This is a genomic window from Streptomyces sp. CB02056, assembly GCF_001905545.1.
Classification (GTDB): Bacteria; Actinomycetota; Actinomycetes; order Streptomycetales; family Streptomycetaceae; genus Kitasatospora.
Genome location: NZ_LIPD01000010.1, coordinates 227,569 through 251,997, shown reverse-complemented (window position 1 = coordinate 251,997; position 24,429 = coordinate 227,569). Strand labels below are relative to the sequence as shown.

Annotated in this window: 21 protein-coding genes; 7 read left to right on the top strand and 14 right to left on the bottom strand. The window is 75.0% G+C overall.

The window, feature by feature from the left end; translation table 11 throughout:
• Positions 1–124 precede the first annotated feature (124 nt).
• Positions 125–817: a hypothetical protein gene (locus AMK13_RS28065; protein WP_074004585.1), complete on the top strand. Its 693-nt coding sequence runs from the start codon at positions 125–127 to the stop codon at positions 815–817.
• 61 nt (positions 818–878) lie between these two features.
• Here AMK13_RS28065 and AMK13_RS28060 read toward each other — a convergent pair whose 3' ends face one another.
• From AMK13_RS28060 to AMK13_RS28025, 8 genes are all read right to left on the bottom strand, one after another.
• Positions 879–2,045 carry a glycosyltransferase 87 family protein gene (locus AMK13_RS28060; RefSeq protein WP_158077749.1) on the bottom strand — a complete coding sequence of 389 codons (1,167 nt, stop codon included), beginning with the start codon at positions 2,043–2,045 and terminating at the stop codon, positions 879–881.
• Positions 2,046–2,340: 295 nt separating this feature from the next.
• Positions 2,341–3,087: a class I SAM-dependent methyltransferase gene (locus AMK13_RS28055; protein ID WP_074004583.1), complete on the bottom strand. Its 747-nt coding sequence runs from the start codon at positions 3,085–3,087 to the stop codon at positions 2,341–2,343.
• Positions 3,088–3,090: 3 nt separating this feature from the next.
• Positions 3,091–3,906, bottom strand: a complete 816-nt coding sequence (locus tag AMK13_RS28050) for an SDR family oxidoreductase (protein ID WP_375875307.1) — start codon at positions 3,904–3,906, stop codon at positions 3,091–3,093.
• On the bottom strand, positions 3,903–4,766 hold the full coding sequence (locus tag AMK13_RS28045; RefSeq protein ID WP_049659062.1) for a TauD/TfdA family dioxygenase: 864 nt from the start codon (positions 4,764–4,766) through the stop codon (positions 3,903–3,905). The genes AMK13_RS28050 and AMK13_RS28045 overlap by 4 nt, the downstream gene beginning before the upstream one ends.
• Before the next feature lie 12 nt (positions 4,767–4,778).
• Positions 4,779–6,035 (bottom strand): aspartate aminotransferase family protein, encoded by a 1,257-nt coding sequence (locus AMK13_RS28040; protein ID WP_074004675.1) that lies wholly within the window; start codon positions 6,033–6,035, stop codon positions 4,779–4,781.
• Positions 6,036–6,046: 11 nt separating this feature from the next.
• A complete protein-coding gene (locus AMK13_RS28035) occupies positions 6,047–10,486 on the bottom strand; it encodes a non-ribosomal peptide synthetase (RefSeq protein ID WP_074004582.1) in 4,440 nt (1,479 codons plus the stop codon).
• Complete coding sequence (locus AMK13_RS28030; protein WP_074004581.1) at positions 10,483–11,052, bottom strand: DUF6309 family protein; 570 nt, start codon at positions 11,050–11,052, stop codon at positions 10,483–10,485. The genes AMK13_RS28035 and AMK13_RS28030 overlap by 4 nt, the downstream gene beginning before the upstream one ends.
• 11 nt (positions 11,053–11,063) lie before the next feature.
• Positions 11,064–11,891 (bottom strand): phytanoyl-CoA dioxygenase family protein, encoded by an 828-nt coding sequence (locus AMK13_RS28025; protein WP_198959443.1) that lies wholly within the window; start codon positions 11,889–11,891, stop codon positions 11,064–11,066.
• A gap of 376 nt (positions 11,892–12,267) precedes the next feature.
• Here AMK13_RS28025 and AMK13_RS28020 point away from each other — a divergent pair, with 376 nt between their 5' ends.
• The 3 genes from AMK13_RS28020 (at position 12,268) to AMK13_RS28010 (ending at position 13,963) form a co-directional block, all read left to right on the top strand.
• Complete coding sequence (locus AMK13_RS28020) at positions 12,268–12,930, top strand: TetR/AcrR family transcriptional regulator (protein WP_074004580.1); 663 nt, start codon at positions 12,268–12,270, stop codon at positions 12,928–12,930.
• Between the two features lie 119 nt (positions 12,931–13,049).
• Entirely contained in the window at positions 13,050–13,244 is a 195-nt protein-coding gene (locus AMK13_RS28015) for a DUF1918 domain-containing protein (RefSeq protein WP_049659048.1), read from the top strand.
• A 44-nt stretch (positions 13,245–13,288) separates the two neighbouring features.
• A complete protein-coding gene (locus AMK13_RS28010) occupies positions 13,289–13,963 on the top strand; it encodes a DedA family protein (RefSeq protein WP_074004579.1) in 675 nt (224 codons plus the stop codon).
• A gap of 7 nt (positions 13,964–13,970) precedes the next feature.
• Here AMK13_RS28010 and AMK13_RS28005 read toward each other — a convergent pair whose 3' ends face one another.
• The gene (locus AMK13_RS28005) at positions 13,971–14,711 is read right to left on the bottom strand and encodes a PIG-L deacetylase family protein (protein WP_074004578.1); all 741 of its coding nucleotides are present in this window, start codon (positions 14,709–14,711) and stop codon (positions 13,971–13,973) included.
• 238 nt (positions 14,712–14,949) lie between these two features.
• Between AMK13_RS28005 and AMK13_RS28000 the strand changes: the two genes are divergently transcribed.
• Both AMK13_RS28000 and AMK13_RS27995 read left to right on the top strand, forming a co-directional pair.
• Complete coding sequence (locus AMK13_RS28000) at positions 14,950–15,969, top strand: MDR family NADP-dependent oxidoreductase (RefSeq protein ID WP_074004577.1); 1,020 nt, start codon at positions 14,950–14,952, stop codon at positions 15,967–15,969.
• 16 nt (positions 15,970–15,985) lie between these two features.
• Positions 15,986–16,378 (top strand): MerR family transcriptional regulator, encoded by a 393-nt coding sequence (locus tag AMK13_RS27995; protein ID WP_074004576.1) that lies wholly within the window; start codon positions 15,986–15,988, stop codon positions 16,376–16,378.
• A 92-nt stretch (positions 16,379–16,470) separates the two neighbouring features.
• Here the strand turns inward: AMK13_RS27995 and AMK13_RS27990 are convergent, their stop codons facing one another.
• The 5 genes from AMK13_RS27990 to AMK13_RS27970 form a co-directional block, all read right to left on the bottom strand.
• Positions 16,471–17,676, bottom strand: a complete 1,206-nt coding sequence (locus AMK13_RS27990; protein ID WP_074004575.1) for an MFS transporter — start codon at positions 17,674–17,676, stop codon at positions 16,471–16,473.
• 5 nt (positions 17,677–17,681) lie between these two features.
• Positions 17,682–18,299 (bottom strand): GNAT family N-acetyltransferase, encoded by a 618-nt coding sequence (locus AMK13_RS27985; protein WP_074004574.1) that lies wholly within the window; start codon positions 18,297–18,299, stop codon positions 17,682–17,684.
• Entirely contained in the window at positions 18,296–19,522 is a 1,227-nt protein-coding gene (locus AMK13_RS27980; protein WP_074004673.1) for a type III PLP-dependent enzyme, read from the bottom strand. The genes AMK13_RS27985 and AMK13_RS27980 overlap by 4 nt, the downstream gene beginning before the upstream one ends.
• A gap of 120 nt (positions 19,523–19,642) precedes the next feature.
• On the bottom strand, positions 19,643–20,956 hold the full coding sequence (locus tag AMK13_RS27975; RefSeq protein ID WP_074004573.1) for a DUF6271 family protein: 1,314 nt from the start codon (positions 20,954–20,956) through the stop codon (positions 19,643–19,645).
• Positions 20,938–22,032, bottom strand: coding sequence for a phytanoyl-CoA dioxygenase family protein (locus tag AMK13_RS27970; protein ID WP_074004572.1), 1,095 nt, complete (start codon positions 22,030–22,032; stop codon positions 20,938–20,940). Before AMK13_RS27970 ends, AMK13_RS27975 begins: the two co-directional genes overlap by 19 nt.
• 430 nt (positions 22,033–22,462) lie before the next feature.
• Between AMK13_RS27970 and AMK13_RS27965 the strand changes: the two genes are divergently transcribed.
• On the top strand, positions 22,463–24,406 hold the full coding sequence (locus AMK13_RS27965) for an FUSC family protein (protein WP_074004571.1): 1,944 nt from the start codon (positions 22,463–22,465) through the stop codon (positions 24,404–24,406).
• The last annotated feature ends 23 nt before the right edge of the window (positions 24,407–24,429 follow it).

Sequence of the window (24,429 nt, the reverse complement as noted above, 5' to 3'; positions counted from 1 at the left end):
TTGACGGCATGCGGTCACGGCTGGACCCTGTGGACCCGGAAACGCCGCGCGCTCCCCGGCCCCCACCGCTCGGGAACGCGCGAGAGGACGTCTTCTCGCCCCTCACCGAGGAAGAGGTTTTCCCATGCGCTTCAGCCGCCGCCTCCCCGCCACCGCCGCCGCCGTCTGCGCGACCGCCGCGCTCACGCTGGCCGCCGTACCCGCCTCCGCGTCGCCCGAGTCCCTCGCCGCCGGCCCGGTGCTCACCGCCGGGAGCGCGGGCGGCACCGCCGTCGCCGTCGGCGACGCGCTCGCCGCACCGCTCGCCCCGGGCACCAAGGCCACCTTCTACTCGACCGCGACCAGCACCACCGGTGTCACCTGCGCCACCTCCCAGCTCTCGGCCTCGGTGCTGGGCAACCCGGCGGCGCCGGGCAGCGCGACCGCGTCGCTGACCGGGCTGACCTTCGGCTCGTGCACCGCCAACGTCACCGGGGTCACCTCGGTGCGCAGCCTGACGGTCGGCAACCTGCCGTACGGCGTCACCGTCTCCGACGCGCCCGGCCTGCCGGTCACCCTGACCGGCGGGTCCGCCGGGACGATCCAGGCCACCGCCGTGCTGGACACCTGGTTCGGCACCATCACCTGCTCCTACCAGCTGAGCGGCGCGTTCACCGGCAGCGCCGACAACACCGCGCACAGCCTGGCCTTCCGCACCGAGCACTTCGCCAAGAGCGGCGGCTCGACGCTCTGCCCGGCCGACGGCTACTTCTCCGCGACGTACGGGCCGGTCGCGGACACCAGCCAGTCGGGAAGCCCGGCGGTCTTCGTCAACTGACCGCACCCGCGAGGGAGTCGGGGTGGGTGCGGCAGCCCCGCCGGGCCCACCCCGGCTCCGGTCAGATCCGGAGCAGGCCGAACTCCCGGGCGGCGGACCGGAGTACGGCGACCAGTGCCAGCAGCATCAGCGCGCCGTGGGCCGGCATCGACAGGTACGGCGCCACGCCGGGTGCGATGAACTTGAGGTAGCTGCCGAAGGACGCGAGCTGGACCAGCACCGGCAGGTACCAGAGCTGCCGGGGCAGGTGGAAGGCGACGATCACGCTGAGGACGTCCGCGACGTAGAAGTAGCGCTCGTGCATGGACGGCAGCAGGAACGGCACCGCGATCGCGGAGACGGTGGCCAGCAGCAGGATCCCCGTCCCGGTGAGCCCCGCCCCGCCGCTCCCGGCCGTGGACCTGTCGGCAAGGGGCTCTCCGGCCGCGCCTCCGGTGCTTCGCAGGGCCCGGACCGCCAGGGCGATCAGCGCCAGCACCAGCAGGCCCGCGACCAGCACGCCCGCCCGGCGCACCGGGTCGTCCTCGCCGGACGGCACCGAGACGAACTGGTAGACCGACGGCGCGTTGAGGGTGAGGTCCCGGTAGGTCCCGGTCTGCCGGGCGTACACCGTCAGCAGCTGCCAGGGGTCGGCGCCGAGCAGCACGGCGGGGACGTCGAGCGCCAGGTAGGCGGCCGGGACGGCCAGCAGGCACCGCCACGGCATCCGCCGGGCCAGGACCACGACGAGCAGCAGGGGGAAGAGGAAGACCGCCTGGAGCTTGAAGGCCAGGGCGATCCCGAAGAAGGCGCAGGTCCACCAGGGCCGGCCGCGCAGGAGGTGGTGGACGCCGCCGAGCAGGAAGGCGGTGAAGATCGCGTCGGCTTGGGCCCACCACCCGCTGTTGGTCACGACCGTGGGCAGGAACAGCACGGTCACCGCCGCCGCGAACGGCCGCCAGGGCCGGTGCGGCCACCGCAGCGCGACGATGCGGTGGGTGTAGTAGGCCAGCGCCAGGTCGAAGAGGACCGACAGGCACTTGACCGCCGCCAGCGCGGGCACCGGCAGTCGGCCGAGCGCGGCCATCAGGTACAGGTAGGGGACGTTGTAGTCCGAGAAGCCGGTGTCGCCGAGGGCCTGGAATCCGCCGTGCGCCGCGATGTACCGGTACCAGGGGCCGAGGAAGTAGTACCAGTCCGACGACTCGTACTGCAGCAGCAGGCCCCGGAGCAGGAGCGCGGACGCCACCGCCGCCACCGCGACCGCGGCCAGCACCGGATCGGCCCGGCGCGGAGGCGGGGTCCCTCGTTCCGGCGCGGCTTCCTGGGGGCCGGGGCGCAGGTCGGGTTCGGGTCGGACTGGACAGTGGTTCATACCACCAGGACGCGGCACCCACCGGAAACGGACGACAACGAACCGGTACGGATTTCCGCGGGCCGCCGACCGACCCACCGACCGACCCGCGGACCGACCCGACCGGGCCCGCCCCGGGCCTGAGCTCGTACGGCTCCGGCCCGGGGCGCGAGCGGGCGACCGGCAGCGGTCAGTCCCCGGCCTCCCGGTGCCGCCACCGCACCGGGTCCTCGGCCACGGCGGCGCCCGCCGCGGTCCGGGCCGGCGTCCGGTAGCCCGCCGTGGCGAGCACCAGCATCTCGTTCTCCCCCGGCCGGAACTCGTAGGCCACCCGCTCCACCCGGCTGGGGACGCCGAGGTCCGCCAGTTCCTCGCGCAGCGGCTCCAGCCCGGGGTAGCGCTCCCGCGTGTCGTACACCATCAGCGGGAACACCCGCACCTCGCGCCGTGCCACCCGGGCGAGCTCCAGCAGGGCCGCCCGGTGGAAGTCCCCGTCCAGCCGGTTGCCGTACGAGAACAGCAGGTGCGAGCTGAGCACCAGGTCGAAGGAGTCGTCGGCGAAGGGGAGTTCGGGCAGCGAGCCGGCCACGTAGCGGTCCGGGCGGGCGGCGATGTCGGCGCGGAAGTCCCGGGCGTTGGCGGTCCACTGGCGGATCATGTCGTCCGCGTCGGTGTACCAGGACCACACGTGGTCGGCCGTCTCCTTCACCAGCCGCTCGCGCTTGAACCCGGTCTCCCGCTCCACCAGCAGGCCCAGCTCCTCGCGGTGCTCGGCGTACTGGCGGTCGACGGCGACGGCGTCGATGCCGCGCCGCCCGGCCTCCGCCACGAAGCTCGCGGCGCCGGCCGGGCAGTCCAGGACGCGCTGCGCCAGGTCGCGTTCGGTGAGCGCGAACATCGCCCGGTACTCCGCGAAGGAGCGTGCGCTGACCAGCACGGCTCAGCCCCTTCCGACGAACGGCATGGTGGTCGGCAGCACGACCAGGGACTGGATGGTGGTGTCCGGCGGCTGCGAGGCCATCAGCACCAGGGCCTCGGTGAAGCGGTCCACCGGGATGGTCGCCTCGACGGCCATGGTCCGGTCGGCCTGCATCGCGGCCGGCTGCGGGCCGCCGTCCACCGGGGTGACGTTGCCGACGTCGATCTGCCCGCAGGAGATGCCGTACGCCCGGCCGTCCAGGGCGAGCACCTTGGTGAGGCCGAGCACGGCGTGCTTGGCGGCGGTGTACGCGATGGAGTTGGGGCGCGGCACGTAGGCCGAGGGCGCGCCGTTGTTGATGATCCGCCCGCCCTGCGGGGTCTGGGTGCTCATCACCCGGAAGGCCTCGCGGGCGCAGAGGAAGCCGCCGGTGACGATGGTGTCCAGCACCCGGTTCCAGTCCTCGAACGGGGTCTCGGTGATCGGCCGGCGCGGGGCGGCGGCGCCCGCGTTGTTGAACAGCAGGTCCACCCGGCCGTAGCGGTCGAGGACGGTGTCGAAGAGCCGGGCGACCTCCTCCGGGCTGCGGATGTCCGTCGGGACGGGCAGCACCCGGGCGGCCCCGGGCCCGGCCAGGGCGGCGGTCTCCTCCAGCGCGTCCTTGCGCCGCCCGGCGACGGCCACGGTCCAGCCGGCCGCCAGCAGGGCCAGTGCCGAGGCCCGGCCGAGGCCGCTGCCCCCGCCGGTGACGATCGCCACCCGCCCGTGCGGTGCGGGCGCGCCTCCGGTGCCGGCTCCGGCGGTCACGGCTCCCGTGCTCTCGGCTCCAGCGGTCACGGCGTCCACTCCTCCCCCTCGTTCACCCAGACCCGCAGCATCCGCCGGGCGTACGGGCCCGGCTCGTCGATGAACGGCGAACGCCCGTGCAGCACACGGCTGTTGCGGATGATCAGCAGGTCACCGGCGGCCATCGGCAGCCCGAAGGCGATCTCCGGCCGGTAGAGCACCTCGTCCAGCACGCCGAGCGCCTCCCACTGACGGTCCGTCAATTCCGGTCCACCGCGGTCGGGAGAGGAGCGGACGGTGCGGGTCTGGTAGTAGCACCCGATCGTCCCGTCCTTCCGGTCGTACAGGATCGGGGTGACCACCACCTGCGGACCGGCCCGGCCGCTGCGCTCGAAGGTCCACTCCTCGCGGAGCGTGGCCAGCGCGTCCGGCCGCTCCCGCTCGATCAGGTCGTGCACGTGCCGGGCGCTCGCCAGCTTGGTCAGCCCGCCGCCGTCGAAGGCGGGCCGCAGGCAGAGCAGGACCAGCAGGTCGCAGGTGTCGCAGTGGAAGCCGAGCTCGGTGTTTCCGTCGCCGTCCTGGTCGTGCAGCACCGAGGTGAGGTCGCCGCGCCCGTTCTGCGGGACGATCCGGCCGAAGTCGCCCAGCAGGAAGGAGAGCACCTCGGTGATCTCCTGTTCCGGGCGGGTCGCGTCCACCAGGCCGCTCACATGGGTGATGCCCACCGAGTCGGCGGCGTTCCGGACGAACTCCCGCAGCCTGGTCCGCACCTGCTCACCCGCGCCCCACTGCCCGGCCCGCGCGTCGGCCCAGAGCAGCCGCCGCTCCCGTTCCTCCAGCGGGAGCGACCAGAGCTCCCGCCGGGCGTCCAACTCCAGGCTGCTCCAGCCGATTTCGGTCACCGCGTCCATGTCCTCTCCTCCCTACCGGCCGCCGGCCGCGACGGCCTTCGCCCACAGTTCCAGGCCCTCGTCGATCTGTTCGGCCGTGACCACCAGCGCGGGGATCATCCGGACCGTGTTGAGGTGGATCCCGCACAGCAACAGCAACAGGCCGTGCTCGGCCGCGGCCTGCTGGGCGCGCCGGGCCGCCTCCGGGTCCGGGGTGCCGTCCGGGCGGCAGAACTCGCTGGCGGCCATCAGCCCGAGCCCGCGGACGTCGGCGATCCCGGGCGCCTCGGCGGCGACCGCCCGCAGCCCGGCCAGCAGCCGGGCGCCCTGCTCGGCCGCGTTCTCGACCAGCCGCTCCTCGCGCAGCACGTCCAGGGTCGCCAGCGCGGCGGCGCAGGCCACCGGGTTGCCCCCGTAGGTGCCGCCCTGCGAGCCGGGCCAGGCGCGGCCCATCAGCTCGGCGGGCGCGGCGATCGCGGACAGCGGGAAGCCGCTGGCCAGGCCCTTGGCGGTGATCAGGACGTCGGGGCGCACCCCTTCTTCGTACTGGTGGGCCCAGAACCGGCCGGTGCGGCCGAAGCCGGTCTGCACCTCGTCCACCACCAGCAGGATCCCGTGCCGGTCGGCCCGCTCGCGCAGCCCGGCCAGGAAGCCGGGCGGGGCCGGGACGTAGCCGCCCTCGCCGAGCACCGGCTCGACGAACATCGCGGCCGTCTCGGCGGGCGCGGAGACGGTGGCGAGCACCTCGTCCAGTCCGCGCAGGGCGTGCGCCACCGCCTCGTCCTCGGACAGCCCGAGCCGGAACGCGGCCGGGAAGGGCGCCACCGCGACCCCGGGCATCAGCGGGCCGATGCCGGCCCGGAACCGGGTGCCGGCCGTGGTGAGCGAGGCCGCGCCCATGGTGCGGCCGTGGAACGCGCCCTCGAAGACGATCACGTTCTGCCGTCCGGTGGCGTGCCGGGCGAGCCGCAGCGCGGCCTCCACCGCCTCGGTGCCGGCGGTGGCGTAGAACAGCGAGTCCAGGCCGGACGGCAGGACCTCGCCGAGCCGCTCGGTGAGCGTGAGGAGCTGGTCGTGCAGCACGGTGGTGTACTGCCCGTGGATGAGCCGGCCGGCCTGTTCCCGGACGGCCTCGACCACCTTCGGGTGACAGTGGCCGGTGCTGGTCACCCCCACGCCGGAGGTGAAGTCGAGGTGGCGGCGGCCGTCGGCGTCGTAGAGGTGGAGTCCTTCGCCGCGTACGGCGACGACCGGGGTGGCCTGCTTGAGCGCCGGGGAGAGCTGGGACACGGGGCCTGCCTTCACGGGTTGGTCCTGCCTTCACGGATGTCGTCTCGGGTCTCGTGACCGGCGCCGTCGCGGACGTCGTCACGGGTGTCGTGACCGGCGCCGTCGCGGACGTCGTCACGGATGTCGTCACGGGTGAGCGGGATCGGGCCGACGGGCGGCAGGTAGCCGGCCTCGGCGGCCCAGGTGAGTGCGGCCGACCACCACCGCGGGGTCGGCGCGGCGAACCGCACGCCCAGGCGGTCGAGCACCGCGGTGGTGTACGAGCTGTCCACCAGGACGCGGCGCTCCTCCTGCGCCGCCCAGGCGGCGGCCACCCGGGCGGCCGTCGGGTGGCGGCGCTCGGCCCGGGCGAGGGCGGCCGCGAAGGCCGCCTCGTCGGTGAGCCGTACGGCGTGGCCGTGCCCGGCCAGCCACCGCACCAGCTCGTCGTGCGGGACGGCGTGCGGCGTCTCCACGTGGTACGCGCCGGGCGCGGCGTACGGGTCGAGGGCGATCGCGGCGATCCCGGCGGCCACCGTGTCCACGTACGAGAACGCGAAGGCGGTGCCCGGCCGGCTCGGCGCGGCGCCGGCCAGCAGGTAGCCGCGGAGCAGCTGGTAGATCCGGTTGTCGCCGGCGTTGGCCTGGAACGCGCCGGTCCGGCTGTGCGCCGCGATGTGGCCGCTGCGGTGCAGGTAGGCGGCGTGCCCGCGGGCGGCCCAGGCCCGGACGGCCTGTTCGGCCCGGTACTTGGTCCGCTCGTACGGGGTGCGGAAGTGCTGGCCGATCTCCAGGTCCGCCTCGCTGAAGCGGCGCGGCGGGCCGTCGACGCCGCCCGAGACGGCCAGCGTGGAGACGTGGTGGACCCGGGCGTCCGGGGCGTGCTCCCCGACCCAGTCGAGCAGTCGGCGCACCGCCGTGTGGTTGGTGCGCTCCAGCTCGTCGGGTGAGGCCACCAGTCGGACGTCCGCCGCCGCGTGCACCACCAGGTGGGCGCCCCGGGCGTGTTCCAGTGCGGCCGGGGAGAGGCCGAGGCCGTCCCGGTCGATGTCCCCGGCGAGCGCCCGGGCGGGCCGGACCGTGCCCGCCGCGCCGGTGCCGAGCCGCTTCAGCGCCTCGGCGTCGTCGGCGGCCCGCACCAGGCAGGTGACCTCGGCGCCGCGCGCCAGGAAGGCCTCCAGCAGGTGCCGCCCGAGGTAGCCGGTGGCGCCGGTGAGCAGCACCCGGGCGGGTTCGCGCACCGTCGCCCGGGCCGTCGGGGCGACACCGGGGTGCAGCAGTTGGCCGGAGGTGGACAGCGGTGCCCGGACGGGCGGTGCGGCCTCCGGCGCCTCGGCGTCGGCCCGCGCGTCGGCCTGGCCGACGACCTCGGCCCGCGCCTCGGCCGCCACGGCGCGGGCGAACCGCCCGGTGATCCGCTCGGCGGCGGGGTGCGGCAGGCCGGGCCGGCCGTACACCAGGTCGGCGACCAGCCGTTGCTCCACCACCCGTGCGGTGAGCCGCAGTTCGTACAGCGGGTCGCCGCCCGTACAGCGGGCCGTGCCGGCCTGTTCGGCGGCGACGGTCCAGTCCAGCGCGGGCTCCTCGGGCAGCCGGAAGGTGCCGAGGAAGTTGAAGCCGACGGCGGGCCGTCCGCCGGGCCCGTCCATCGGCCGGACGGGGGCCTCGCGCAGCCGCCGGGCCACGGTGTCCGGGAGGGCCCCGGCGTCCAGCTCGACGTGCTTGACGGCGGTGAACCAGCCTACGGTGTCCAGGAATTCGCCCGGGTCGCCGACCGCGTCCCGGCCGTGGGTCTCGACCTCCACCGCGAGCCGGGGGCGGCCGCCGTCACCGGTGACGGCCTCGGCGAAGGCGGCCAGCAGTACGGCCTCCAGCCCGGCCCCGGCACCGTGCCGGGCGATCAGCCGGGCGGTGGCGTCCGGGTCGAGCGCCCAGCTGAGCGCGGCGGGCTCCTCGGCCTCTCCGGCCTCCCCGGCTTCCCCGGCTTCCCCGGCTTCCCTGACGGTGGCGTCCCCGGCAGCGGGCTCCGCCGCGACGGAGGACGAGACCGCCGCCCAGGCGTAGAAGTCCGCCGTCGGCGGCAGGTGGACCGGCTTCCGGTCGAGCACCGCCCGGTACGCGTGCGCCAGGTCGTCCAGCAGGATCCGCCAGGACAGCCCGTCGACCACCAGGTGGTGCGCGATCAGCGCGAGCCGGTCGTCGGTGCCGGGCGGGCCGGTGAACAGGTGGGCGCGCAGCAGCCGGCCGGCCGACGGGTCGAGGCTGCGGTGGAGTTCGGTGCAGACCCCGGCGACGGTGTCGGCGATCTCCCCGGCCGCGCGCGGGATCCGGGAGAAGGAGACCGGGTCGAGCTCGGCCACCGCCCGGACCTCGCCGCAGCCGTCCGGGGTGACCGGCCGGCGCAGCGCCGGGTGCCGTTCCAGGACGGCCGCGACGGCCGCCGAGAGCGCCTCCGGGTCGACGGCGGTGCGACAGCGCAGCAGCACCGACTGGTTCCAGTGCCGCAGGTCCCGCACCGTCCGCTGCCGGTACAACCACCGTTGGGCCGGGGCGAGTCGGCGACCGCTCGTGGAGCCGCGCGGGGCCGGGACGGACGGCGCGACCGGGACGGCGACCGCCGCCAGGCCCTCCGCCGTCGGGTACCGGTAGAAGTCCTCGTAGGCGACCCGCAGGCCGGAGCGCCGCAGGAGGGCGATGGTGCGCATGGCGAGGATGGAGTCCCCGCCGAGGCCGAGCACGTCGGCGCGCGGCCCGACGGCGGGCAGGCCCAGGGCTCCCGCCCAGAACCGGGCGATCTCCCCGACCGGTCCGCTCCCCGCACCGCCGTTCACCCCGGTGTCGTCCGGTTCGGTTCCGTCCGACCCGGTTCCGTCCGAATCGGTTCCGTCCGACTCGGCCCGGGCCTCGACCAGTTCGGCCGCCAGCTCGGCCAGCCGCTGCCGGTCGAGCTTGCCGTTCGGTCCGACCGGGAACCGCGGCAGCACCAGGATCGGCTGCGGCACGGAGTAGCCGGGCAGCCGGTCCCGCAGGTGCGCCCGCAGCCCGTCCAGGCTCCCAGCCCCGTCCAGGCTCCCGACCCCGTCCGCGCCGTCCAACAGCCGGACGACACCGATGAGTTGGTTGCCGAGCGCGGTCTCCCGCAGCAGCGCCGCCGAGCGGGCGACGCCCGGGTGGCTGTCCATCGCCCGCTCGACCTCGGCGAGGTCCACCCGGTAGCCGCGGACCTTGACCTGGCGGTCCACCCGGCCCAGGAAGACCAGGCTGCCGTCCGGCCGCCGTCGGCACAGGTCGCCTGTGCGGTAGACGAGTCGGCCGTCGCGCCGGACGAAGCCGCGGGCGGTCTCGTCCGGCCGGCCGAAGTACCCGGCGGCGACGCCCCGGCCACCGATGAGCAGTTCGCCCACCGAGCCGTCCGGCACCGCCCGGCCGTCGCCGTCCACCACGGTCAGCAGCACCTCGCCGATCGCGGTGCCGATCGGTACGGTCGGCTCCTCGGCGGGCAGTTGGCGAGCGGAGGTGACGAGCAGGCAGGTGGCGCCGACGGTGGTCTCGGTCGGTCCGTAGTGGTTGGCCAGCCGCGCGGTGGTGCCGCCGTCGAGCAGGGCGGCGGCGAGCGGGCGGGGCAGCGCCTCGCCGCCGAGCAGCACGGTGTGCAGCGGCGGGGTGTCGGCCGGGCGGCCCTCCAGCAGGGCGGTCAGGTGCGAGGGGGTGGTCTTCAGCACGTCCACCCGGGCCCGGCGCAGCGAGGCCCAGAAGGCTTCCGGGTCGCGTACCTCGCGGTCCGGCACGAGGTGCACCGAGCCGCCGGTGGCCAGGGCGAGCAGCCAGGCGGTGTGGCCGAGGTCGGCGGCCAGGGTGGTGACGTGGGCGGCGCGGGGCGCGTCGGCCTCGGTGAGGTCGAGCCGCCCGGCCAGGGCCCGGGCGTAGTGCACGGCGTTGGCGTGGGTGACGGCCACCGCCTTGGGCTCGCCGCTCGACCCGGAGGTGAAGGAGAGGTACGCGAGGTCCTCGCCCCGTACCTCGGTGGCCACCGGGGGCAGCTCCGGCAGCGCCTCGACGTCCACCACCTCCCCGCCGAGGCCGCCCTCGGTGGCGAGCACCCGGGCCACCCGGACGGAGGCCAGCCGCCGGGCCAGGTCGGCCGCCGACCAGTCCGGATCGGCGAGCACGGCCGCCGCGCCGGCGCGCAGCACGCCGTACAGCAGTACCAGCATCCGGGCGTCCCGGGGCCCGAGCAGAGCGACCCGGTCGCCCCGGCGGGTGCCGGCGGCGGCCAGCCGGGCGGCGATCCGGTCGGCCGCGGTGTCGACCGTGCGGTAGTCGAAGGTGCGGACGCCGTCGCCCAGGGCGGGCCGGTCGGGGTGCGCCCGGGCGTGGTGGGCGAGCAGGTCGGGCAGCGAGCGGGCCCGGTGGGCGGGGTCGGCCGGGTGGCCGCAGGCCGCGGACCGGAGGTGCTGCGTCGCGGAGGTCACGCCGACTCGTCCCCCCTCCGGCCCGCCCGGGCGGGGCCGGCGGCCACTCCCGGGTCGCCCACCAGGTAGCCGTCCAGCAGCGCCCGCTCGGGCAGCCGTCCGGCCAACTCCCAGGCCAGCATGCGGTGCAGGCCGTCGAGGTGGATCAGTCCCGACCGGAGCACGAGGTCCCCGTAGTCGGAGTGGTCGACCGGGGCGGTGCTGAGGAAGACGGGCGTGAGCGGGGCCCACCTCAGCAGCCGCAGCTTCGCCGCGCAGACCGGGTTGGCGGCGGTCCAGGCCGCTCCGCCGGCCCGGACCCGCTCGGCCGCCTCGGCCACCGTCAGCCCGGAGCGCGGCACCAGTTCGAGCTCCCCGCCCTCGCTCAGGTGCCAGGGCAGCACGATGCCCAGGACGTCCGTCCGGGAGAGCCGGATCCGCCACCAGCCGCCGGGGATGCGGTCGGCACGGTCGAGGTTCTCCTCGCCGTACATGTTGCTGTTCGCCTCGTGGGCCCGATCCACCGGGTGGTCCCGCAGGTAGGCGTCGTGGACCTCGGGGTAGGCGACGGCTGTGACGATCTCCACGGCAGTGCTCCTCAGACGGTTCCGGTGTACTCGGTGCGGGCGTGTTCGCTGCCGGTGTACTCGGTGAAGTGCCGCTCCGCGAACAGCTCGGGCCACTGGCCGTCGGCCAGGTCCAGTTCGCGGGCCCGGGCGAGCATCTGCCGCCAGTACGGCTTCACCGGGCGCCAGCGCGCTCCCACCTGGCAGTAGGAGGCGTCGACGAAGTACCGGGGGCGGCCCGGCCCTTCGGGTGCCGGCCGGCGGGTGTGGAACAGCGCCGAGTTGAGCAGCACGGTGGAGCCGGGCGGCAGCCGGTCGATGACCACCTCGCCGGGCAGTTCGCCGGTGCCGTGGTGGGCGTAGGCGGACTTGCCGACGGTGCGCAGGTGCGAGCCGGGCAGCACGGCCAGACTGCCGACCTTCTCGTCCAGTCCGCCGAGGTAGTGCAGCGCGTGGACCATCAGCAGCGACGGGTCGGAGCGGTCGTTGGGCTCGCAGTCGTGGTGCCAGGCCTTGCCCGGGATCCCCGGGTCCTGGCGGTCGCTGTGCAGGTGGTGGAAGACGAAGTCCGGCCCGAGCAGGCGGGTCAGGGTGCGCAACAGGGGCGGGTGGGTGAGGAGTTCGCCGTGGGCGGGCAGTTCCAGTTCCAGCAGCGGGGGCGGTCCGTGCCGTAAGGGGTCGGCGCACGCGGCGATCGACCGGGCCCGCAGGCCTTCGTCGACCCACCGGTCCACCTCGGGCGCGAGCCGTTCGCGCAGCGCTTCCGGCAGCAGGCCGGGCAGGACCAGGTACCCGGACTCCAGGAACTGGCGGCGGTGCTCGGTGTCGAGGGCCTCACACCCTCCGGAGGACGGCGTCACCGAACCGATCCCCTCCTTCCGTTCGGCGGGGAACACACAGGGAATCGGCGCCACGGGACGTGGCGCGGGCAGTGGGGGCACACGGCGTCATCCAGACCTCGGGTGGCGGCGGAGCGTCCGTCACAGGCGCCTCGGCCGCCACAGCTGAATCGTGATCACCACGAAGAGGCATGCGTTGATCACGCAAGGTAGTCCGCCTCAGGAGTATGAACCTGTCTTCGCGTCCACGACAAGACCAATGCCAACCCGTGGACACCTTCCCGCCACCGTGCCGTTCAGCTCCGGCCACCAGTCGTCTCCCGTCCCACAGGGAACTCCGGTCCGTTCGCGCCCCGGTGATTCGCCGCCGCAACAGCGGATGCGGCACAGTGAGGTCATGAGCGACAGGAGTCACCCCGCCCCCGGACCGGTCCGGCGCCGCCCGGTCCAGCAGCGCAGCCTGGAGCGGTACGGCCGCATCCTGGACGCCTGCGCCGGGCTGCTGGACGAGGTCGGGGCGACCGCGCTCACCACCAAGGAGGTCGCCCAGCGCGCCCAGGTGCCGATCGGCACCCTGTACCAGTTCTTCGCCGGCAAGGAGGACCTGCTGGCGGCGCTCGCCACCCGCAACCTCGACCACTACCTCCAGCGCCTGGACGCCCGGCTGGCCGCCGCCGCGCCGGTCGGCCCCGCCGTCTTCACCGATCTCGCGGTGGAGGAGTTCGTGGCGATGAAGCGCGCCGTGCCGGGCTTCGGCCAGCTGGACTTCGGCCTGGCCGGACCGGCCGTCCCCACCGGCGTCCGGGACGACCGGTACCTGCTGGACGCGGGCGTGGACAACAACACCGCCGTCGCCCTGCGGCTCCAGGCGCTCGGCGGCGAACTGTTCCGGGCGGGCGACCCGACGGCCGTCATGCTGACCCTGCGGGTGGCCCTGGAGGCCGCCGACGCGGTGCTCAAACTGGCCTTCCGGGAGTCCCCGGACGGCGATCCGGCGCTGATCGCCGAGTGCAAGCGGCTGGTCCGCGGCTACCTCGCGCAACAGCCGTCCGCCCGCTGAGGCCCGGCCCCGCCGGCCCCGCCCGCCCGAGGCGTTGCGCGGCCGCCGCCCCCGCAGCACAGTGGATAGCGGGAACCGTCCGCGGAGGCGGCCCGGCACACGACCCGAGGGAGCAGACCATGCACGCGGCGGTAGGTGACCGGCTCCACATCCACAGCAGGTCGGTGGGCATGGTGGACCAGAAGGGCGAGATCGTCGAGGTGCGCGGCACCGACGGCGAACCGCCGTACGTGGTCCGCTTCGAGGACGGCCACGAGGGCCTGATCTACCCCGGCCCCGACTGCAACATCGAACAGCGCCAGGCGGAACGCTGACCCACTCCCCCGCCACCCCGCCCCGCGCGAGGTGGTGAGGAGCGGTGCCCGCCCCCACGACCCCGCTGCCCGGGGCACTCGCCGGACTCGCGCCACTGCTGGACCACTACGGGTACCTCGCGGTGGCGGTGCTCGTCCTGCTGGACAACTGCGGCGTCCCGGTGCCCGGGCAGACCGTCCTGGTACTGGCCTCGGTGTACGCCGGCACCGGGCACCTCGACCTCGCCGCCGTCCTGCTGATCGCGACCGGCGCCGCCGCGCTCGGCAACGGCCTCGGCTACCTGATCGGCCGCACCGGCGGACGCGCCTTCGTCCACCGCTGGGGCCGCTACGTGCTGCTCACCCCGGCCCGGATGGAGCGCGCGGACGGCTTCTTCGCCCGGCACGGCGGCAAGGTGGTCGCGGTCGCCCGCTTCGTGGACGGGCTGCGCCAGTACAACGGGATCATCGCCGGGACCACGGAGATGCCCCGGCGCCGGTTCCTGGCGTTCAACCTGCTCGGCGCGGTGCTGTGGACGGCGGTCTGGGGCACCTTCGGCTACCTCGCCGGTGCCAACATCGGCGCCGTGTACCACACGGCGCTGCGCTACCAGGTCTGGTTCGCGGTCGGGTTGGGCGTGCTGGTCGCCGCCCTCCTGCTCCGGCAGGTGCTGCGCTACCGGCGCCGGCGCCGCGCGGGCACCGACGCCGACGCCGACTCCGGCCCCGGCTCCGGGTAGCCGGAGGTCAACGCAGCGGGAACACCTCGAACGGCACCGCGAAGCGCGTCCCCAGCCGGCTGCCCGCACCCCGGCCGAAGCCCTCCAGGAACTCCCGCGGCTCCGCCATCGCCCCGCCCAGCCCGGCCAGGTACGCCTTGTGCTCCTCCAGCGAGGCGACGCCCTGGTCGAAGGTCCCGGTGGTGTCCACCGCGTGCTTCGCCTCCGGCGAGGCCACCGCCCAGATCTGCCGCACGCCGTTCCACGGCTCGTGGCCCTCGGCCAGCAGCTCGCGGAACACCCAGCGGTTCCCGGCGTCCCGGACCCCGTCCAGGGTGGCCCGGCCGACCGCGACGTGGTCGGCCTGGTTGAGGAACACCCCGCCGTAGGTGTCCCGGAAGTTGCTGGTGATCACGATGTCCGGCCGGTGCCGGCGCACCACCCGGGCGATGTCCCGGCGCAGCGGCAGCCCGTACTCCACGACGCCGTCCGGGTGGCCGAGGAACTCCACGGTGTCGACGCCGACCACCCGCGCCGAGGCGATCTGCTCCGCCTCGCGCAGCGGACCGCACTCGGCCGGGTCCAGCGTGTCGATGCCCGCCTCGCCGCTGGTCACCATCACGTAGACGACCTTCTTGCCCTGCGAGGTCCAGCGGGCGACGGCCGCGGCCCCGCCGTACTCCATGTCGTCGGGGTGGGCGACGATCGCCAGCGCCGTCCGCCAGTCCTCGTCGACGGGCTCGAAGGGCTCGGGGGCCTGCTCGGTCATGCTGCTCGTTCCTCTCGGTGCGGCTCGGGGTCGTCCGGCGGTACGGACGTACGGGGGTATCACAGTCGTACGTCCGTACCACGCGTGACTCTAGAAGACCCGCGTCCCCCACGCCCCGTCAGACACCTCCGTGGCCAGGCGGCTTGCCCCTGACGCAAGGGTCAGGGGTTAGCGTCCGGGCGTCCCGCGGCGGCACCGACCGCCGCCGCCTCCCCCGCCCGCTCAGAGGAGTGCCGCCATGGCCCTGCCCACCACCGCCCGCGTCGTCCGGCTGACCGCCGCACCGGCCGGACTGCCCGCCCCCGGGGACTTCACCGTGACCGAGGAGCCGCTGGCGGCGCCCGGCCCCGGGGAGGTCCTCGTCCGCAACCGGGCCTTCCTGGTCTTCCCCGGGCTGCGCACGCTGATCGGCGGCGCGGGCTCCGGCCTGCCGATGCCGCACATCGCCCCCGGGGACGCGCTGTTCGGGCCCGCCCTCGGCGAGGTGCTGGCCGCACCGGAGGACGGGCCGCTGCGCCCCGGCGACCTGGTCACCCACCTGAACGGCTGGCGGAGCCACGCGCTCGCCGAGGCCGCGCATTTCACCCCCGTCCCGTCGGACTTCCCGGACCCGCTCGCCCTGGTCTCCGCCGCCTCGGCCGGCTACGGCGGGCTGACCCGCTCCGCCGGGGTGCGCCCGGGCGACGTGGTGCTGGTGACCGGCGCGGCCGGCGCGGTCGGCACGGTGGCCGGGCAGGTCGCCCGGCTGCTCGGCGCCGCCCGGGTGATCGGCACCACCCGCTCGCCCGCCAAGGCGGAGCGGCTGACCGCCGAACTCGGCTACGACGCGGCGCTGGTGCCCGGCGGGCGGCCCTTCGCCGAGCAACTGGCCGCGGCGGCACCGGAGGGCGTCGACGTCGTGCTGGACCTGGTCGGCGGCGAGCAGCTGACCGCCGCCGTGGACGCGGCCCGGCACGGCGCCCGGTTCGCCCTGGTCGGCGCGTTGGACGGCCAGCTCGCACCGGAACGCCGGGGCGGCGACGCACCCGCCGTGATCGACGCCTTCCGGGTCGCCACCCTCGGCCTGAGCCTGCGCGGCTTCACCGTGCTCGACCACCCGGACCTGGAGGCCGAGTGGCGGGAGCGCCTGGCCGGCTGGCTGCGCGCCGGGGAGATCGTCCTGCCCCGGACGCCGGTGGCGGGCATCGACCGGGCCGTCGGAGCGTTGACCGGACTGTTCACCGGGGACACCTTCGGGACGACCGTCGTGGAACTCTGACGACCAGGGAGCGGGCATGCGGATCGGGGACGCGGCAGCGGCGGCGGGCACCACACCCAGGGCGCTGCGCTTCTACGAACAGCGCGGCCTCCTCCACCCGCCCGCCCGCTCCGCCTCCGGCCAGCGCGAGTACGGCCACGCCGAGGTCGCCCGGGTCCGGGTGATCCGCCAACTCCTCGCCACCGGGCTGACGGTGGACGACCTGGCCAGCCGGGCCCACCGCCTCGACCTGCTCGACCAGGACCCGCCGGTGCGCTGCTCCGGCTCCCCCGGTCCCGACACCTTCGCCCCCGTCGTCCACGCCCGGCTGGCCGCGCTGGACGCCGAGATCGCCCGCCTCACCGCGCTGCGCGCCAGGCTCGCCCACCACATCGCCACCGGCGGCGCGGACGTCCCGGCCGGGAGCTGACGGGCGCCCGGGTCACCGGCCTCCGCAACAGACTCGCCCGGCACCTCGCGACGGGGGTGCGCGAGGTGCCGGGCGAGGGTCCGGGGGTGGGGTCAGGTCGCGTCGGCGGCGAGCCGGGGTTCGGCGGGGGCGGCGGGGGCGTCCTGGTCGGGCCAGCAGATCCGGGTGGCGCAGAGCGAGACGACGGCCGCCGAGGCGGCAACGGCGGCCATGCCCCAGAGCAGGCTGGTGGCGCCGGCGATGAAGCCGATCACGGCGGGGCCGGCCAGCAGGCCGGTGGTGCCCATGGCGGCGACCAGGGAGAGCGCGTCGGGGCCCTGCCGGGCGGCGGCGACGTAGACGCACGGGGTCACCGCGGCCACGCCGAGGCCGACGCAGGCGAACCCGAGCAGGGTCGGGACGACACCGCCGACCGCCAGGGCGAGGGCCAGTCCGAGGCCGGCCAGCAGGCTGCCGGTGCGCACGATCCGGCCGTCGCCGAAGCGGGTGCGCCAGCCGTCCGCGAAGATCCGGGCGCAGACCATCATCACCGAGACCACCGCGATGCCCATCGGGGCGAGTCCGGCGCCGGCCTGCACGTAGTCCTTGAGGTAGAGCGCCGACCAGTCGTTCATGGCGCCCTCGGTGACGGTGCCGAACACCATCGCCAGGCCCATCCAGAGGGTCACGACGGTCGGCAGCACGAAGCCGCGGCGCTCCTTCCGCTCCTCCGGCTCGGCGGCCGCGGCCGGGCCGTCGGTCAGCAGCCCCGGCCGGGCGGCCACGACCAGCACCGCGAGCAGCGCGGCGGCCACGCCGAAGTGCGCCGCCAGGGTGCCGGTGACGGAGGTGACGCCCGAGGCCAGCAGGGCGGCGAGCAGCGAGCCGGCGCTGAAGGTGGCGTGCAGCCGGGACATCGTGGTCCGCTCGAAGCGGGCCTCCAGCGCGGCGCCCTGGGCGTTCATCGCGACGTTCAGGGCGCCGACCGCGACGCCGTCGAAGAACAGCACCAGCAGCGTCACCGGATAGTTCGGCACCACCGACAGCGCGAGCAGGACGACGCCGAGGGCGAGCGCGGACAGCACCGAGAGCAGGCGGGAGCCGAGCCGCCGCATCAGCACCGCGACCAGGGGGAAGGACACCGCCGCGCCGACCCCGCAGGTCATCAGCAGCAGGCCGATCTGGGCCTCGCCCAGGTCAAGCCTGGCCTTGAGCGCGGGCACCCGGGAGACCCAGGTCGCGTACTGGAATCCGAGGACGAAGAACAGTGCGCCGATGGCCACTTGGGACCGGCGGAAGTCGTCGCGAACGGGGGACATCGGTATCAGCCCACTTCGGCTCTGGAGTGCGGCCCGGGGGTCGGGTCGGTGGGGTGCGGCAGCGGCCGGGACGGGACGGGGTCCAGCGGCATCGCCATGTAGACCGCCCGGGTGCCGTAGCTCTCGGGCAGGTCGATCTCGGGCCGGGCGCGGTAGCCCAGCGTGGTCCACAGCACGTGCGAGCCGCGGACGGCGACCAGCGAGACGCTCCGGTAGCCGGCCGTCCGGGCGGTCTCCTCCAGGTGCCGCAGCATCCGCAGGGACAGGCCCCGGCCGCGCAGCTCCTCGGCGACGACCAGGTCGTGCGCGTGCATGTTGCTCGGCCGCTCGCCTGTGCCGTCCCCGTCCTCGCTGCGGGCGAGGTCCGGGCAGCGGAACAGCGGGTACGGCAGGGCGAGCAGGTACCCGCCCACGCCGCCCTGGCCGTCCTGGCCGTCCGGGTGCTCCAGCACGAAGCAGGTGTCCGGCGAGGCGCGGTGCCGGGACCGGAGCGCCTCGCGCCCCTCGGACAGGCCGCTGGCGGCGTAGGCGCGCTCCTCCAGCGCGACCACGGCGTCCCAGTCCTCCTCCCGGAGCAGCCGGATGCGCAGGTCGGTCGGAGCGTCGACGAGGGCGTCGGTCATGCGGTGCCTCCGTGGTGGTCCCGGCCGTCGCCGCCACCGATGCAGGTGTACGGCAGCGGCGCGAAGCCGTTGAACCCGCGGGTGGCGTAGGCCGTGGCGTACGCGCCGCAGGAGTGGATCCAGACCGGGTCGCCGGAGCGGACCGCGCGCGGGACGCGCACCCGGCCGCCGTCCTGGGCGTACGCGTCGTCGCTGTCGCAGGTCGGGCCGGCCACCACGGCGTTGACGAACTGGCCGCCCGGGTGGGCGGGGAACTCCAGCCGGTACTGGAGCTGGTCCATCTCGTACAGGCCGTTGAACTTGCCGCAGCTGAGGTAGAGCCAGTCCTCCCGGGTGCCGTCGAGGCGGTGGCGGGAGGTGAGCCGGGAGACGTGGGCGCGGATCGCGCCGTGGTCGGCGACCAGGTGGCGCCCGGGCTCCAGCAGGAACTCCAGCGGCCCGGCGGTGACGGCGCGCAGCCGTTCCATGCCCTCGCGGATCACCACGAACATCTTGTCCAGCGGCGGGTCGAGCGGGCGCCCGCCCCGGTCGAGGACGCCGAGGGCGGGCAGGCCGCCGCCGAGGTTGATCCGGGTCGGCGTGATCCCGCGCCAGTTGAGCGCCTCCAGCACGGCGGCCAGCGCGTCCACGGCGGCGGTCCAGGCCTCGGCGGTCATCTGCTGGGAGCCGACGTGCACCGACAGGCCGGACGGCACCAGCCCGGCGGTCCGGGCGGCGTCGAGCACCCGCACGGCGTCCTCGGGCGAGCAGCCGAACTTGTGGCTCAGGCCCCACAGGGCGCCCTCGCCGGTGGTCGCGATCCGGCAGAACACCCGTGCGCCGGGGGCGTGTTCGGCGATCGCCGCGACGTCCTCCAGGCTGTCGGTGGCGAAATCCCGCACGCCCAGCCGGTAGGCCTCGGCGATGTTGCGGTCCGACTTGATGGTGTTGCCGTAGTGGATCAGCTCGGGCGGCACGCCGGTGCGCAGCGCCTGGGCGATCTCCTGCGGGCTCGCCGCGTCGAAGCCGGAGCCGAGCGCGGCGAGGTGCTCCATCACCTCGTCCACCGGGCAGGCCTTCATGGCGAACCGGACGGCCACGCCGGGCAGTTCGGCGCGGAGCGCGGCGTACTGGCGGCCGATGCCGTCGAGGTCGTAGATGATCCGGTCGTCGGTGCCGTCGGCGAGTGCGGCGCGCAGCGCGCCGCGGTCGTGTTCGTCGGCGCGGGGTGGTTCGGTGTGCAGCACGGAGACGGACGGGGCGCGGTGGGCGGGCGGGTGGCCGGCTACGCGGGCGTTGGCGTGGCCAGCGGCCGTACTGGTCTTGCTGGTGGTCTGGCGTATCACGGTGAGCTCCCCGTCCGGCTAGCGCGGCGACCGGTCGGCGGGGGTGGCCTTGGCCGCCCGCACCAGCGGGCCCCACGCGTCGATCAGCGCTGCGAAGTCCTCGATGTCCGCCTGCGCCTCGTCGAGCAGGCGCGCCCGCAGGGGCGCCAACCGGTCCGCGAAGTCGGCGTACTTCCCGCCGAGCCGCCGGTAGCAGCGGTCGAGTTCGGCGAGCCTGCGGTGGTTCTCCGCGCGGTCCGTCGCGGCGCTGCGACGGGCGGAGTCGGCGATCGCCTCGGGGCGGACGCGGTGCTGCTCGTCCAGCAGGGCGCCGCCGGCGGTCTCCATGTCGGAGTAGACCGGGTAGAGGTAGAGCATGGAGAGCAGGAACTTGGCGTAGCGCAGCTGGTAGGCGGTGAAGCCCGGGCCGGTGCGGCGTTCCGGGGTGTAGTAGTTGACGATGTGGCGGTTGTGGGTGACGCCCGGCAGGGTCGCGTCACGCACCAGGTGGTGCAGGAAGTAGTCGCTGCCGATGGTGTCGGTGGCGGGCGGCAGCGGCACCCGTTCGTACACCTCGTGGTGGAGGCCGATGTTGCACATGTCGATGTGCCAGATGTCGGGCAGGTCGAGCACCGCGCGGTCGGCGGTGAACGGCTCGCTGCCGCCGCCGGTGAAGGAGTCGGCGACGAGTTCGCGCTTCTCCTCCTCGCTCGCCCCGGTGGGCGCCCAGAGCGCGACCACGTCGTGGTAGACCTCGGGGTCGAGTTCGCGGATCTCGCCGATGTCGACGGAGAGTTCGCCGACGAAGGAGGCGCCGACCAGCGCGACCGGCTTGTCCGCGTGCGCCGGGTCGAGGCGGTTCTCGGTGACGGCGGCGGCCGCGTCGGCGGCCTTCAGGCCGAGCGTGGCCAGCTCGTGCTCGATCGGGAACACCGGTTCGCCGTCGAGCAGTTGGTAGCTGCTGTCGGAGTCGCGGCGGTGCACCGACGCGCAGCCGAGCGCGGCGGCCAGCAGGAACGCCCGGTTGGTGCAGGCGCCGTAGGAGAGGGCGTCGGGCAGCATCAGGCGCAGCAGCCGGTCCGGCTCGGCCGCGCCGGAGCGCTCGACCGCCTCGCGCAGGAAGGCGCGTTGGGCGTCCTCGTCCAGGTGGTGGACGACCACGCCCTCGACGGCCGGCAGGGCGGCGAGGGCCGCGGCGTGCCGGGCGCGGGTCGCGGGGTCGGCGGAGTCCAGCACCAGCAGGTGCACCCGGACGCCGAACCGCCGTACGGCGTGGGCGGCTTCGGCGCCGATCGCGGTGATGGTGTCCGCGCACGGGCGGTTGGTGGGCAGGGTCAGGCAGACGTCGCGCATTCCCGCTCCCCCGTGTCCCCGCGTTCGTCGAACGGCTTGCCGCTCCAGGAGCGCAGGCCGAGCAGCTTCTCCCCCAGCTCGGTGAGTTCGGCGGTCCCGTAGCGCTGCGCCTCGGGCCGGTCGGCGTCGCCGACCAGCGTGCGGTTCCAGTCCGGCGTGCCGAGCGTGCGCCAGGACTCCACCCGGGAGCGGCGCAGCTTCTCGGACTCCTCCAGCGCGGGCATCATCGACAGGTACTGCACCGCGCGCACCCCGCCCGCGGAGGTGTTGGGCGCCACGCCGTGGGCGAGCAGGCCGTTCCAGATCAGCAGGTCACCGGCCTTCAACTCGGGCCGGACGACCGGGTACTCGGCGCGGTCGACGTCCGGGCGGATCGGGTCGCGGTCGGCCGGCTGGGCGGCCTGCCACTGGTTGAAGCGGCGGAACAGCTCCGGGTCGCACTGGAAGCCGCCGTGGTCGGGGGCGGTGTCGTTGAGCGCGATGATGCCCTGGACGCGCTGCGGCAGCACGCCCCGGGTGGTGTCGACGTCCCAGTGCAGCTCGATGTCGAAGCCGCGGTCGGTGGGCTCGATCAGCGCGCGGTCGCGGTTGCGGACGTTCGGCGGGTTGAGGTTGAGCCGGTCGAGGGTGACCCAGAGCTCCTCGCAGTCCCACACGTCGACGAAGGCGTCGTAGACGCGCTGCGCCTGGCGGCTGTCCCAGATGAGCTGGTGGTGGTAGGCCTCGACGAAGCCGTAGATGTGCAGGTGCCGGTCGAGTTCGTCGCGGTAGTGGCGCTCGCGGTACCAGTCCTCGGGGCGGTCCGGCGACAGGCCCTGGAACTCCCAGGCGAAGTCGAGCAGTCGGCGCGCGGCCTCTGCCGGGATCGCCTGCTTCACCACCACGTAGCCGTAGTCCTGCCAGAAGGCGTGGTCCTCCTCGGAGAGCACGCGCAGCGGGCGGGTCTTGCGGACCTCGCGCAGTGCGGTCGGGGCGAGGTAGCTCTCGGTGTCGGCGCTGAAGTAGGGGCGCTCCGACGCGGCCCGGTACAGGTATTCCCCCGCGGGTCCGTCGGAGTGTGGGGCAGGGCTCGGCATGGGCAGTCACTCCATGGTTCGTAGTCGACGCAGCGCTTCCTCGTACGCCAGGTGCGGGCACGGCGAGTCGGCGGCCGGTCACCGGCCGCAACGGGAATTCGAGCGCGGACCGGAAGGCCGTCCGCACACGGCCCTTCTCCCCTCGGCCCGCGGGCGCGGAACAGCGCCACGTCAGGGGGTCAACTCGTCCGTCCGGCAAGGCCGCTCACCCTGCATCAGCCATTGCCGAACCGCGCTCCCCATACGTTGGACTAGACCAACTAATGGTGTCAACCCTTTCCCGCGGGTTACCGATTGGGAAATCAACGCAGCTCACGGCGCCTCTCGGGGTTCGCTTTATGTTTCGGAGGCTGACATAAGCGCGGGTATGTTTCCGGAATTGACATAAGCGCGAACGGTGAACCGCCCGGGTCCGCCGTACGTTGGGCACATGGCACGCGCGTTGACGGCTCCCCCGTGGCTGACCGAGGGCCTGCGCCCCCGGTCCGCACCGGTCCCCTGGGCGGCGGCGGCCCGCGCCTCCGTCGCGCTCGCCGCCCCGCTCGCGGTGGGCACCGCCACCGGACGGCCCGGCTACGGCGCGCTGGTGTCGATGGGCGCGCTGTCCGGAGTCATCGGGGACACCGCCGACGCCTACCGGATGCGGGTGTTCAACATCGCCGTGCCCCAGCTGTTCGGCGCCCTCGGGATGCTGTTCGGCACCCTGGTGTTCGGCACCGGCTGGACGGCCGTCGTGACGGTGACCGTCGTCGCGCTGGTCTCCGGCATGATCTCCTCGATCGGCGCGGTCGCCTCCGTCTCCGGACTGCTCCTGCTGCTCAACGCGGTGGTCGGGGCCGGCCTGCCGCTGCCCTCCCCGTGGTGGCTGCCGCCCGCCCTGCTGCTGCTCGGCGGCCTGGTGGTGCTCACCCTGACCCTGCTCGCCTGGCCGCTGCGGCTGGGCGTCCCCGAGCGGGCGGTGGTGGCCGGCACCTACCGGGCGGCCGCCGACCTGCTGGAGGCCGCCGGCACACCGGAGTACGACGGCCGCCGCCACGCGCTCACCCAGTCGCTCAACCAGTCCTACGACCTGCTGCTCGCCCGGCGCGCCCGCCGGCACGGCCGCTCACCCACCCTGGCGCGGCTGCTCGCCCAGCTCAACGCGCTGATCCCGGTGGTCGAGGCGGCCCCCGCGGCCCAGCTGCGCCCGCCCGAGTTCGGCCCGCTGCCGGCCGACTACCCGGCCGCCGTCCGCGCGCTCGCCGACGCCGTCGAGCGGGACCGCGCCGGCCCGGCGCCGCCCCTCGCCCTGCCGAGCCCCGCCGGGCCGTCCACCCGCGCCCTGGTCGAGGCGATCGAGCACGCCGCCACCGTGGCGTACGAGGCCTCGCCCGACCCGTACGCCGCCGACGACCGGCTCGGCCGGCCGGCCCGCCTCGCGGTGCGGGCCCGGCGGGCGGCCAGGGCGCTGCTGCTGTCCGGCGCGTCCTGGCGGTACGGGCTGCGGCTGGCGCTGTGCATCGGGCTGGCGCAGGTGCTGGTCTCGGTGATCGCGGTGCCCCGCTCGTACTGGGTGGCGCTGACCGTGACCTTCGTGATGAAGCCCGACTTCGGCTCGGTGTTCTCCCGCGCGGTGCTGCGCGCGTTCGGCACCGCGGCCGGGCTGCTGATCGCCATCCCGGTCCTGGCCGAGGTGCCGCACGGCTGGTGGGACGTCCCCGTGATGGCGGTGCTGGCGACGCTGATCCCGGTGCTCTCCGCCAAGGGGTACGCCTTCCAGACCGCGGCCATCACCCCGGTCATCCTGCTGCTCTCCGACCTGCTCAACCACCAGGGCTTCCACCTGGTGCTGCCCCGGCTCTACGACTCGCTGATCGGCTGCGGGATCTCCCTGCTGGCCGGCTACCTGCTGTGGCCGGAGTCCTGGCACACCCGGATCGGCGACCGCCTCGCCGACGCCGTCCAGGACACCGCCTCGTACGTGTCGCTGGCCTTCGCCACCGGCCCCGGACCGGACGAACCGGCCGCCCGCGCCCGCTACCGGCGGCGGCTCTACCGGGACCTGTCCGCCGTGCGCAGCGAGTTCCAGCGGGCCCTCACCGAGCCGCCGCCGGTCGGGGCCCGGGCGCGGGCGTGGTGGCCGGTGGTGATCGCGGTCGAGCGGATCGTGGACACCACCACCGCCACCCGGGTGCGGATCGAGCACGGCGCGCCGGTGCCGACCACCGCCGAGGTCGCCGCCGTCACCCGGGAGCTGGCCGACCTGGCCGAGGCGCTGCGCACCGGCGAGCGGCTGCCGGAGGCGCGGCCGGACGCGCTGTCGCCGGACTGCGCGCTCGCCCGGCTGCACCACGAGGTGCGCGCGGCCCGGGCGGTGGCGGCGCCGCTGCCCTGAGCGTCACCGCCCGGAACGTGTCA

Excerpts from the sequence above, each read along its gene's own strand:
- AMK13_RS28065 (WP_074004585.1), top strand. The coding sequence starts at position 125 with ATGCGCTTCAGCCGCCGCCTCCCCGCCACCGCCGCCGCCGTCTGCGCG.
- AMK13_RS28045 (WP_049659062.1), bottom strand. The coding sequence starts at position 4,766 with ATGGACGCGGTGACCGAAATCGGCTGGAGCAGCCTGGAGTTGGACGCC.
- AMK13_RS28020 (WP_074004580.1), top strand. The coding sequence starts at position 12,268 with ATGAGCGACAGGAGTCACCCCGCCCCCGGACCGGTCCGGCGCCGCCCG.
- AMK13_RS28015 (WP_049659048.1), top strand. The coding sequence starts at position 13,050 with ATGCACGCGGCGGTAGGTGACCGGCTCCACATCCACAGCAGGTCGGTG.
- AMK13_RS28005 (WP_074004578.1), bottom strand. The coding sequence starts at position 14,711 with ATGACCGAGCAGGCCCCCGAGCCCTTCGAGCCCGTCGACGAGGACTGG.
- AMK13_RS28000 (WP_074004577.1), top strand. The coding sequence starts at position 14,950 with ATGGCCCTGCCCACCACCGCCCGCGTCGTCCGGCTGACCGCCGCACCG.
- AMK13_RS27995 (WP_074004576.1), top strand. The coding sequence starts at position 15,986 with ATGCGGATCGGGGACGCGGCAGCGGCGGCGGGCACCACACCCAGGGCG.
- AMK13_RS27990 (WP_074004575.1), bottom strand. The coding sequence starts at position 17,676 with ATGTCCCCCGTTCGCGACGACTTCCGCCGGTCCCAAGTGGCCATCGGC.
- AMK13_RS27985 (WP_074004574.1), bottom strand. The coding sequence starts at position 18,299 with ATGACCGACGCCCTCGTCGACGCTCCGACCGACCTGCGCATCCGGCTG.
- AMK13_RS27975 (WP_074004573.1), bottom strand. The coding sequence starts at position 20,956 with ATGCGCGACGTCTGCCTGACCCTGCCCACCAACCGCCCGTGCGCGGAC.
- AMK13_RS27970 (WP_074004572.1), bottom strand. The coding sequence starts at position 22,032 with ATGCCGAGCCCTGCCCCACACTCCGACGGACCCGCGGGGGAATACCTG.
- AMK13_RS27965 (WP_074004571.1), top strand. The coding sequence starts at position 22,463 with ATGGCACGCGCGTTGACGGCTCCCCCGTGGCTGACCGAGGGCCTGCGC.